Source organism: uncultured Leifsonia sp. (assembly GCF_945957465.1).
GTDB lineage: Bacteria > Actinomycetota > Actinomycetes > Actinomycetales > Microbacteriaceae > Leifsonia.
Window position 1 is genome coordinate 21,963 of sequence record NZ_CAMFLC010000039.1, and the last position, 11,448, is coordinate 33,410.

Annotated in this window: 9 protein-coding genes; 1 reads left to right on the forward strand and 8 read right to left on the reverse strand. The window is 68.7% G+C overall.

Annotated features, from left to right (window positions below; genetic code table 11):
* Position 1 precedes the first annotated feature (1 nt).
* From Q0Q23_RS15295 to Q0Q23_RS15330, 8 genes are all read right to left on the reverse strand, one after another.
* Complete coding sequence (locus Q0Q23_RS15295) at positions 2-412, reverse strand: hypothetical protein (RefSeq protein WP_007926537.1); 411 nt, start codon at positions 410-412, stop codon at positions 2-4.
* Positions 409-1,137 (reverse strand): helix-turn-helix domain-containing protein, encoded by a 729-nt coding sequence (locus Q0Q23_RS15300; protein WP_192899848.1) that lies wholly within the window; start codon positions 1,135-1,137, stop codon positions 409-411. Before Q0Q23_RS15300 ends, Q0Q23_RS15295 begins: the two co-directional genes overlap by 4 nt.
* Entirely contained in the window at positions 1,134-2,066 is a 933-nt protein-coding gene (locus tag Q0Q23_RS15305; RefSeq protein WP_007926541.1) for a bifunctional DNA primase/polymerase, read from the reverse strand. Before Q0Q23_RS15305 ends, Q0Q23_RS15300 begins: the two co-directional genes overlap by 4 nt.
* Positions 2,066-3,151, reverse strand: a complete 1,086-nt coding sequence (locus Q0Q23_RS15310; RefSeq protein ID WP_007926543.1) for an ImmA/IrrE family metallo-endopeptidase — start codon at positions 3,149-3,151, stop codon at positions 2,066-2,068. Before Q0Q23_RS15310 ends, Q0Q23_RS15305 begins: the two co-directional genes overlap by 1 nt.
* A 223-nt stretch (positions 3,152-3,374) precedes the next feature.
* Positions 3,375-4,310, reverse strand: a complete 936-nt coding sequence (locus Q0Q23_RS15315) for an AraC family transcriptional regulator (protein WP_128277087.1) — start codon at positions 4,308-4,310, stop codon at positions 3,375-3,377.
* 24 nt (positions 4,311-4,334) lie between these two features.
* On the reverse strand, positions 4,335-5,603 hold the full coding sequence (locus tag Q0Q23_RS15320) for an MFS transporter (protein WP_007926545.1): 1,269 nt from the start codon (positions 5,601-5,603) through the stop codon (positions 4,335-4,337).
* Entirely contained in the window at positions 5,600-7,255 is a 1,656-nt protein-coding gene (locus Q0Q23_RS15325; RefSeq protein ID WP_007926546.1) for an ABC-F family ATP-binding cassette domain-containing protein, read from the reverse strand. The genes Q0Q23_RS15320 and Q0Q23_RS15325 overlap by 4 nt, the downstream gene beginning before the upstream one ends.
* A gap of 202 nt (positions 7,256-7,457) precedes the next feature.
* Complete coding sequence (locus Q0Q23_RS15330; RefSeq protein WP_192899849.1) at positions 7,458-8,576, reverse strand: DNA cytosine methyltransferase; 1,119 nt, start codon at positions 8,574-8,576, stop codon at positions 7,458-7,460.
* Between the two features lie 282 nt (positions 8,577-8,858).
* On the opposite strand from Q0Q23_RS15330, the gene mobF reads away from it, so the two are divergent.
* Positions 8,859-11,396 carry a MobF family relaxase gene (mobF, locus tag Q0Q23_RS15335; protein WP_295125847.1) on the forward strand — a complete coding sequence of 846 codons (2,538 nt, stop codon included), beginning with the start codon at positions 8,859-8,861 and terminating at the stop codon, positions 11,394-11,396.
* Positions 11,397-11,448 lie beyond the last annotated feature (52 nt).

Consider the following 11,448-nt stretch of genomic DNA (forward strand, 5'->3'; position numbering starts at 1 on the left):
GCTACCGCATCCCGACCCCGGAGCGGACCTGGGCTCGGTCGGTGCCGCCGCGACGCCCGAACGCCGACACCGGCGGCAGATGCCGGGCACGTTCGCTCGCCCTCTGCGCGCCCTTCTCGATCGGGGCGCGCAGACGGCGGCTCCCCGCGGCGGCGAGGTCGATGCCGCCGCGCGACAGCGCCCCGCCGGCGCGGGCGAACAGGTCGGTCGGGCGCACCCAGTCCACGCCCCGGCCCCGTACCTGCGCCAGCTTCTCCTTCGCGGCCCGGCGGGATGCGGCGTCCCTGATCGCGTCCGGCGTCCTCGTCGCCTCCGCATCCTCGGTCGGCGCGGTCGGTGTTCGTGGGGCGTCGTCCGGCACGCGATGCCGTCGGTACTGCTCGGCCGGGTTCGTCTGGTCCTGGTCACTCATGGCGTGACTCCTTCCCTTATGGGCTCGGACCCGGGCGGGCCGGCCTCATGGCTGTGGTGAGCGTCGGGACGCTCGGGGCGGGGCAGCCACCGGCCGACTGTCGAGGGATGCACCCCCAGGTGTCGGGCGATGGCCTTGTTCGACCACTCCCGCTCCCGTAGCTGCGCCGCCTGCGCCCGACGATCCGAACCAGCGTCCTCACCCGCCTCGAAGGGGCCGGGCGTGGCAGGCGGGGGTGCGGGTCGTTCGGGCTCGATGCCTGCCACGGTGACCGTGGCGGGCGGCACCTCACCCGCTGTCTCTGGCGGTTCGGCGGGACGGGCGGCAGCGCGGGTCAGAACGACGGTCAGATGGGTGATCGCCAGCAGCACCACGGGCGGCACCGCGGCGACTGCAGCCGCGAGCGGGCCTGGCACGTCGGCGTCCGCGGCGACGACCGCATGCAGGGAGTTCGCCGTCACCGACACCGCCGCGCCGCCGATCAGCAGCGTCCACGGATACCAGGCCGCCTTCTCACCGGCGAGCGCGACCACGGCGACCGTGGACACCACGATCACGCCATCGACGATCAGCGGCCACGCCCACGCTTGCCCCGCCCCTATCCCGGAGCGGCGGGCCAGGTCAGCCAGCGCGGTGAAGGACAGCCAGAACGCTCCGGTGGCGATGAACACCGTCCCAGCAACGGAAGTGACCACGGCCCAGCTCCGCCCCCGCACCCTGTTCATCCCAGGCCCCTCACCGCGCCCGCCCACGACCCGGGGTCGCGTCGAGCGAACCCACCCGCCGGCGTGCTCGCTGAGGCGGAGCGTTCTCGGCGGGCGGCTCCCGCGTTGACGCTGCGGTAGGCGCTGTAGACGGTGCGGGTGATCTCCCGCTCGGCGAAGTCGGGCTGCTCGGCACGCACCAGCGCATCCAGGGCATCGGAGACCGGCACGTTCCCCTCAGCCAGGCGGCACGCGGCCCAGAACAGCTTGTAGTTCCGATCGCCCTTGATCTGCCGGGACAGCCACGCCGCCAGCCGGTCCGCGTTCTCCCGCCCCGACGCCTGCCCGCCTTCCCGCCCCGGGCGACGTGGCGGTGGCGGATCGAGGAAGTCACGTAGCCGCACCGCATCCACCGGCGCGACCGCACCGGCGGCCACTTGCTCGACCCGGTACGAGACCGAAGTAGCCTCCAGTCGCAGCGTCGAGGGGGGCGCGATGACGTAGCCTCCGTCCCCGCGGCAATCCACGCCGGCCTTGCCGACCGCCCACGACCGCTGCACCCGGGCCGGGACGGCCGGGAAGTAGGCATGCCGACCCCCGGTGGGCGTGGTCACCGTCGCCAGCGGCGCCGGGATCAGACCCGCGCGAGCCGCCCGCGCATATGCCGCGTACCCGTCGACGCCGTGCACGTCCACGTCGATCACGACCAGACCCGAGACGGCGCCGGTCGGGATGCCGATGTTCGCGCTCGGCTGCCACCGCCACCACTGCGCGACCTGGTGCGGGTCGGTTGTCGCGCGCCGGAAACCGGACGCGACGATCGGGGTCTTCTCGCCCGGCACGCACGGGAACACGGCCACCCCGGCCCGTGCCAGCTCGCGTGCTGCAACCGGCAACGGCAGACCGTCGAGCCGGTCGAACACGGCGGCGAACGCCGAGGGGGCGACCATCACAGCCCCCGCTCCGGCACCGCCTGCACCGTCCGCGGCTCACGCACCGGCAACGGCTCGGCCCCCGGTCCCGCCTCCGGCGCCCGCGCAGGTCCAGACTGTTCGACTTCGGGTCGGTCGAGTCGCAGTGAGGTCGGGTTGCCGTTGCCGAGCTGGATCGTGTCGAGCTGGCCCAGGACCTCGGTCGCGGTGCGGCGGACCTTCTCGCCGGTGTCGCGGATGACCTGCACCGGGTCCGTGCCGTCGACGTTCGCGGCCCACCCAGCGACGTAGGGGATCGTGTAGTCGCTGGTGTCCATGCCATGCGCTGCGGCGATCATCAGCGCCACCGACTCGGCCTCGACCTCACCGATCCCGCGATGCTGGCGCGCGTCCTGCTGGTTCGGCCCATGCAGACGCACATGGCCCAGTTCGTGCGCGAGGGTCTTCACCTGCGCGGCCGGATCCATGTCGGTCCGCACCAGGACCTGGCGGGTCTCGTAGTCGGTCATGCCGTTCGCGCCGCGGATCGCGTCGGCGTCGGGTATCCGCAGCACCTCGAATCCCAGCGACTCGACCTGCCCGGCCAGCCCCTCCCACAGCCCGGCGGGCGCCTCGCCTCTCAGCAGCTTCGGGCTTGGCAGTTCCGGCAGGTCGGCACCGTGGGTCCGGGACACATCCCACACATGAGCGGGGACGACGCTGACGATCCGCCGTTGCACGACCTCACCCGGGCGCGGCTTCTCGCCCTTCGTCAGGCGTCGCCACGAGGCCGGGTCCTTCGGCGTGGCCGTGGCGAAACGCACTCGGACCGGGGCGCGAATCTCATAGCCGCCGCCGGCCTCGGCCCAGCGGCCCATCTTCTTCCAGTCCTGGAACCCGGCCACCCATGTCGGCGTCGGGGATGGCACCCGGCCCTGCTCGTAGGCTTCCAGGTGCTGAGCCCAGATCAGCAGCGTGTTGTTGAATGAGCGCGATCGGAACCGCGCGGCGAACTCCATCGCCCGCCGCCAGTCCTCACCTGAGACCAGCTCCTCGACCGAGCGCACGATGCGTTCTTCGAGAGCTTCGAGCTTCGCTTCCCGCGTCTCGCTCCTCATCGCCATCGCAGGACCTCCCTCCGCCGTGGCCGCCCCGAGTGGGAGCAGCCGTTGCGACCACGAGGTACGCCGGGCGGATCAGGAAGACAAGGCGGACGACGGAAACGAGACTGGCGACCGCCAGGCTCCGCGATGAACCCGACGAGTCCCTACCGGACTACCGGAACCCCCGAAAGCCGTGGGGCCGCGGCCCGCGATCCTGCGGATATGACCCGGCTCGATGCGCGTTTCACCCGGACGACGGGGTGGCACGCGAGCGGGCGATCGCCCGGTAGCGGCTCGGCGTCACACCGACGCTACGACGGAACTGACGCGCCGCGAAATCAGGATCACTCCACCCCACCTCACGAGCAACCACCGCGATCGGCGTGTCCGTCGTGCGTAGAAGACCCGCCATCCGCTCCGCCCGCAACATCGTCAGATACGCGATCGGCGACTTCCCGTACGCCTCCACGAACACACGACCAAGCTGCGACTTCGACAGATGCACCTCGCGCGCCAGGTCCGTCACCGACCACCGACGCACCGGGTCCGACCGCAGCAGCTCGGCGACCCTCCGCGCCTCGGCCCGCAACGGCGCGAATCCCCGTCGCCTGGGCGGAGCAGGCCACGTCGTCGCGCGCTGCGTGGAGGACTCGCGCACCGGTGTCGTCGTGACGAACGGAGTCAGGACGTGAGCGATCGAGAACCACAACGCCTGCACCCGATGAAAGTTCGCGACCGGGCGATCCTCAACACTCAGCGCGACCAGCTCGTCCAGCCACGGCATCAACATCCCCGCCCGGTCCTCACCAAGTCGGAGAACCTGGGCTGGCTCGGCATAAGTCGTCGCAAAGAAGTCCTGTGCTTCAAGTCGATCTTGCAGAAAGCCGACGTACTGCCAGAACACCTGGTCCACCAGGTAATCGGTGTTCGCGAAGACGGTGGTCGTCGTGACGTGGCCTTCTGGCTCACTCCCGCACAGGACGTTCGCGCCGAGCACGACAACATCGCCAATACAGACGGGTCGCTGTCCGAACTCACTGAACAGCACCGCGGACCCAGAGCGGACGATGACAATCTTGATGCAGTCATATGCCACCGGACCGATCGGACGATGCTCGGTACGGGTCAATGCCGTGATGGGTGAGCGCAGGCCTTGTTCGTCTGCCTCGAATCCCAACATGTTCTTGACCCGGACAGTCGCGTCTCAGCGTTCGTCCAGTGAGCGTTCCATCTCGCTTTCGCGCATCCGTCCCGCCAGCAGAGCGATCAGCGCAAGGGCGGGTGGCGCGATGCCGGCGATGATGAAGATCACGGGGATAGGCACGAGCAGTGAGAGCGGGCCTGCGATGGCGATCGAGACCGGCATGAAGGCGATCGAGACGAAGAAGTCGAGGCTCGCGACTCGGCCGATCATGTCGAGCGGCACCAGACGTTGCAGCAGGGTTCCCCAGATGACGACACCGGCTCCGGTCGCCGCGCCGACGATGAACAGTGCTGAGAGCATCAGAATCAGGTTGTCGGCGACGCCGATGACCGCAAGGGGGAGGGTTCCGCCGCCCCAGCAGGCGATCATGAATGTGAGGTAGCGGCGCGGCAGTTTCAGAGATGACACAACGAGTGAGCCGATCGCCCCGCCGATGCCGAATGCGGCAAGGAGGAAACCGAACGTCGATTCGGCGTCCTCGAACCTGTCGCGGGTGATGAACGGCAGCAGCACTTCGATCGGTCCCTGGATGATGAGGGCGAGAGAGGAGCCGAAGATCAGAGTCCAGAGCAACCAGCGAGTGCGAGCCACATAGTTCACGCCTGCTCGAAGGTCGCCCCACACGCTCGTGCGCTGCTCCGGAGAAGTGACCGTGATCAGTTCGTCGCGCCGACTGAGGAACAGAGTGAGGATGAACGCGATCGCGTACGACGCTGCGACGATCACGGCCCCGATGGCGGGAAAGAACATGCCGACGAAGATTCCGCCGAGGGCGGGACCCAGACCCTGCCCCATTGAGGGTCGGAGAGCGCCTTCGAGCCCGTTCGCGGCGAGGAGCTGCTCAGGCGGAAGCACCTGGGGCAGATACGCGCTGTAGGCGGGGTAGAAGAACGCGCTTCCTGCGCCCATCGCGAAGGAGGCGACGCCGACGTGCCACAGTTCGATCGTCCCGGTGAGGGACAGCACTGCCACCACGGTCATCACGGCCGCGGTGCATCCCTGCACGGTGATGATGATGCGGCGTTTGGAGAACCGATCGGCGACAACGCCACCCAGGATCGAGAAGGCGAACAAGCCCAAGCTCATCCCTGTCGCGACCGCTGAGAGCGCGAGCGGGCTGTCATCGAGCGCGAGGACTTGGAAGACCATCACGATGGTCCACATCCCGGTGCCGAAGACCTCGATGCCGACTGCGGCGAACAGGAGCCGATAGTCCCGCGAAGCCAGTGGCCGCAGGGCACGTATCCGGTTGAGGTTCTTCTCGCTCATACCAGCGCCTCGCCTTCGATCATCGAAGTCAGTTCGAGGCTCGGCCATTCGTAAACGTCACGGAGCAGCTGCCGGTCGTGCGTTGACAGGACGACCGCCGCTGCAGTCGCTCCGAGCGCGTCGGTGAGTTCGTCAACGAGCGCGATTGAAAGGTGGTTGGTGGGTTCGTCCAGGAGGAGCACATGCGGGCGCATCGCGAGCACGAGTGCCAGATCGAGCCGGCGCTGCTGCCCCATCGAGAGCTCGCCCACTCGTTTGCCCGCCTCGCGCGGGCGAAGGAGACCAAGCTGAGAGAGGCCGATCGCATCCGATTCCCGCAAGGTGCCTTCGGACACGAGCGCGCCGACGTGCGTGGCGTACACCTCGCTCGCTCTCCGATCAGGCGGCAGGGTCGTCTCCTGATGGAGAAAGCCGAGGCGCGTGCTCCGAGGCATCCGAACCGCTCCGGTGTCCGGCGATAGCTCACCACCGACCACGCCCAGCAGTGTGGACTTGCCGGCACCGTTCGGGCCGGTCACAACGAGACGGCCGCGGTGGGAGAGTGAGAACGACACTGGCTGGCTCAACCGCCCGGCGACGCTGACGTGATCGACGCTGAGGAGAACCGCGCCAGTTCGTGTGGGGAGTTCGGGGAACCGGAAGAGCTGAGGCGGTTCCGGCACGGTGACGGCGTGGGCTTCGAGTGCTTCCTGGCGTCGGTGAACGTTCTGCACAAGCCCGCCGGCCCGGGTGGCGCGCCCATGCTTGTTGGTGCCCTTCTCTGGTCTCCACCCCGAGACGAGTCGGTTCTGCGCTGCGCTGAGACTGTCCTGTAGCCGAGCATGCTCGGCCTGCTGGCGGTCATAGTCCTGTTCCCAGCGTTCCCGCTCGGCCAGACGTCCCTCCCGGTAGCCGGCATAGCCGTTCCCGTACACGCGCGGCCGATCGTCCGGCGTCGGGTCCAGGTCGACGATGGTCTCCGCGATGTCGGACAGCAGCGCGCGATCGTGGCTGACGACGACAACACCCCCGCTCCGCGCTCGGAGCTGCGCGGTCAGGAACTCGAGCCCGCTTCGGTCGAGGTGGTTGGTGGGCTCATCAAGCAGGAGGAAGTCGTGATCGGCGCCCAGGAGGCACGCCAGCCGTACCCGATAACGCTGTCCCACCGAGAGGTCTGTGAGAAGCCTGGTCGAGTCCGTCTCCGCGTCGAGTGCTTCGAGCGCGATCTGCACGCGCCGTTCGGCATCCCACGCATCGAGCGCTTCGGCATGTTCCAACGCGGCCGCGTACTGCTCCTCCGTCCGGTCCTTGTTGTCCGCGAGAGCGAGAGCGGCCGCGTCGAGCGCCGCCAACGCGGCCAGTGGTTCGGCGATCGCCTCTGCGACCGCCTGCCCAACAGTTCGACTGTCAGCGGCGGTCATCTCTTGCTCGGCCACAGCGATCGTGCCGATGCGCTGGACTGTTCCGCTGTCCGGGACCAGGACGCCAGCGAGAACCTGCAGGAGGGTCGATTTCCCTCGCCCGTTCTCTCCCACGATCGCGACACGCGATGAGGAAGTGAGGGTGAGGTCTACATGATGGAGAACGGGTGTGGCTCCGCGCATCAAAGACACGTCGGAAGTGATGAGTTGCGCGCGATGGCGCGCCGGATGACGGTTCGTCGGGGTAAGCATTGAAGTCCTTCGAGACGACGCACCACCAGCCACAGACAGGCAGATAGGTACGCAAATGACGGCGACCCAGGAAGGGTCAGAAACGAGCGGCCGCCGCAGTCTCGGATTACTCAACGAGCGCGGTGGGCCTACTCAGCCGTCACAGGAAGTACAAATGCATACGACCACCCTACCGCACGAAGCCGACGTGCCCTCCGCCTAGCTACGCGATCGCTAGAAGGGCGCGGAGCGCGTGCGCTGCTTGGGCGGGTACGACTCCGTTGCCGAGTGCGGTGAGCTGTTCTGGCGGGGTGAGTCCGAGGTTGGGATCGGTCACCCATCCGTCCGGTAGGCCCATCAGCCATTCCACGAAGCGCGGCGCGGGCCGGCACTGCCCCTCGTCCGTTACGAGGGCTGGTGAGGGGGCGCCTCGTCCGGTGAGGTGTTCCCATCGTCGGATTGCCAGGGCGTAACGTCCCCAGCGTCGAAGAGCTGCCCGATCAGCGGCCACAGAAGCTCCGGATCCCGATGCGGCCGCGAACCGTCCGGCCCGTTCAGCGCCAGGTCGATGACCTGATGGGACAGGGCGATCGTGCCGCGCCGCGCGCGTACTCGTTCCAGGCTCTCCCCGCCGCGGGCGGCGTCGGAGGCCAGCGGCGTGCGGAACAGCGCGGCGGGCGAGGATGAAGATGCGAAAGCGGGTGTGGGGTGCGCCGATGTCGGAAGCGGGTAGGCCGAGCCAGCGCGCGTCGTACCCGAGGTCGGCCAGATCGCCGAGTACGGCGCCAAGAGCCCGTAGAGGTCGAGCTGGCTGGTCTCCCAGATGCCACGGGTCGGATTCCACACCGCGAACGGCCGCCCCCTCGATTGCGGTTGCGGGCTCGGGGGTTGCAGAGGCGGGGTTGCGTCCATCAGGGTCCTCTCCTTCCGGTGTCGGGCGCGTCGCGGTAGCCGAAAGCAGCCCGCGCACGTTCTCGGCGACGACCCACTCCGGTTGCAGCACGTCGATCGCCTCGGCCATGCGCGCCCACAACCCCGAGCGGGTGCCAGGGTGCAGGCCGGCCATGCGTCCCACGGTGGACACGTCCTGGCAGGGGAACCCACCGCAGATCACATCGACGGGCTCGACCGCGTTCCAGTCGATCGTCGTGATGTCGCCCAGGTTCGGCACGCCCGGCCAGTGATAGGCGAACACCCGCGCCGGCGCCGGGCTCAACTCTGAGAACCACACCGTCTCGCCGTCGAACACTTCCTCGACGGCAAGGTCGAGTCCGCCGTAGCCAGAGAACAGTGACCCGATCCGTAGACGACGGCCCTGGGTCTCGTCGTTCGGCAGGCGCATGAGGACTCCGGCAGATCGGTGATCCCCGGCCGAGTCCGATCGTGAACTCGATGCCGGGCTGGTTACCCGCCAAGTGCTCGCCGCACCTCCCGTCTCCAACTCGAACGACCTTGCGACGGCCTGCCGCCGCCCTTGGCTCGCCCCGTCTCTGAGCTGCCACACGTCTTTCAGACGAGGCGCGAGGGTCCCGAGTCGCATCTGATGCGACCGGGCTTGCGGGATCACCTGCTCTCCGAGCGGTTAGCGGAAGGGGCAGCCGAGGTGACGGTTTCGATGCGTGTGATGAGCGCGGGCGATGGGTACAAGTACCTACTGAAGTCCATCGCCGCGGGCGATGGCGACCGCTCGCTGTCCACGCCGCTGACTCGGTATTACGCAGAGGCAGGAACGCCGCCCGGCTTCTGGATGGGCTCGGGACTTGGCCGGCTCGGGCACGGCGAGCTGGTCGAGGGAGCCCAGGTCGCAGAAGCCCAGCTCGCGCTGTTGATCGGGATGGGCCATGACCCGATCACGGGCGATCCGCTGGGCCGCGCCTACCAGCAGTTCGCGTCGGTCGCGGAGCGGATCACGCAGCGCGTCGACGCCCTCGACCCCGAACTGGGGCCGGCCGCTCGAGCTCAACAAGTAGCCGCGATCGAAGCGGAGGAGGCTGAGCGCGGAACCCGCCGCGCCGTGGCGGGCTATGACTTCACCGTCTCCGTGCCGAAATCCGTCTCCACGATCTGGGCGGTTGCAGACGCGGGCACCCAAGCCTTGATCGCAGACGCCCACCATGCGGCGGTTGCAGAGCTGGTTGCGTTCCTCGAACGAGAGGTTGCGACAACCCGAGTCGGTGCAACCGGCCCGGACGGCGCGGTTGCGCACGTCGATGTCGCCGGCGTCGTGGCGGCGGCGTTCGATCACTACGACAGCCGCGCGGGCGACCCGCAGTTGCACACGCATGTCGTCATCAGCAACAAGGTTCTGACCGTGCAGGACGGGCGCTGGCGAACCCTCGCTGGCCGGCCGATGCACTCGGTCGTCGTAGCCGTCTCCGAGCTCTACAACGCCGCTCTGGCGGACCAGCTCACCCGCGTCCTCGGCGTGGAGTGGGAGGCGCGAGAGCGGGGCCGGGACCGGAACCCGGCATGGGAAATCGAGGGCGTGCCCGACGAGCTGGTGACTGAGTTCTCCACCCGGTCGCGACACATCAAGGCCGAGAAGGATCGCCTGATCGCTGAGTACGTCGCCAGGCACGGGCGCCAGCCTTCGGCGCGGACGGTGCTGAAACTCCGGGCACAGGCGACGCTCGCTACCCGGCCGGAGAAGCAGGTTCGGTCGCTGGCCGACCTCACCCGCGAGTGGCGGCAGCGCGCCAGCCGAGTGCTCGGGAAGGACGCGAACGGCTGGGCTCGCACCCTCACCGTGACGAACGCGCGGGCGCCGCGGGTGTTGCGTGCCGACGATGTGCCGCTGGACGTGGTGCGTGAGGTCGGGCAGACCGTGATGGAGACGGTCGGTGAGAAGCGTTCGACCTGGACCCGCTGGAACCTGCATGCCGAGGCATCCCGGCAGTTGATGGGGTGGCGGTTCGTCACCATGCAGGATCGGGAGGCGATCACTGGCCTGGTGGTCGACGCGGCCGAGCACGCTTCGCTGCGGTTGACGCCGCCGGAGCTGGCGTCGAGTCCGTTGCAGTTCCGCCGCGTGGACGGCACCTCCCGGTTCCGGCCGCACTCCTCGACGCTGTTCTCATCCGAAGTCCTGCTGGCCGCCGAAGACCGGCTCCTGGCCCGAGCGTCCACCACCACGGGGCCGGTCGTGGCGTTGGAGACGGTCGAGAGGATCGCCCGAAAGCCCGACGCACGCGGGCGGGTGCTCGGCGAGGATCAGGCCGCGGCCCTGGCAGCTATCGCAGTCTCCGGTCGGATCGTGGACGTGCTGGTCGGCCCGGCCGGTGCCGGGAAGACCACGGCCATGAACGGGCTCCGCAGGGCGTGGGAGAAGGAACACGGCAACGGGTCGGTGATCGGACTCGCGCCCTCTGCTGTGGCGGCGCAGGTCCTCGCCGATGACCTCGGCATCGCGACGGAGAACACCGCGAAGTGGTGGCAGAACCATCTCATGCACGGGACCACGTTCGCGGCTGGGCAGCTCATCATCATCGACGAGGCGAGTCTGGCCGGCACCATGTCGCTGGATCGGCTCACCCACGAGGCTGAGCAGGCGGGCGCGAAAGTCCTCCTGGTCGGTGACTGGGGCCAGCTCCAATCACCGGGCGCCGGCGGGAGCTTCGCGATGCTCGTGCACGCCCGTGAGGATGCCCCCGAGCTGACCGATCTGCACCGCTTCACCCACGAGTGGGAGAAGACCACCTCGCTCCAGCTCCGCCACGGCCGCGCCGAGGCGATCGACACCCTGATCGAGCACGGCCGGATCACCGGCGGCGACGAGGAAGCGATGATCGACGCCGCCTATCGCGCGTGGCGGGCTGATGTTGCCGCTGGGCGTGCGTCGATCCTCGTGACCGAGACGCACGCGACCGTCACCGAGCTGAACGCCAGGGCGCGGGCGGATCGGATCATCGACGGCGCCGTGAACCCGACCCGCGAACTCGCCCTGCACGACGGTACCGCGGTCTCGGACGGTGATCTGGTCATCACCCGCGAGAACGACCGGCGGCTCCGCAACGGCCGAACGTGGGTCCGCAACGGCTCCAGATGGATCGTCACCGGGGTCCGTGAGGACGGGTCGGTCAGCATCCGCCCTGCCGGGCGCAGGTTCGGCGGCGGGATCGTGCTGCCGGCCGACTATGTGGCCGAGCACCTGGACCTCGGTTAGCCGAGGTTCTGTAAACGCACCTACCTCTCACACGAGTAGGAAGGTGGGCCGA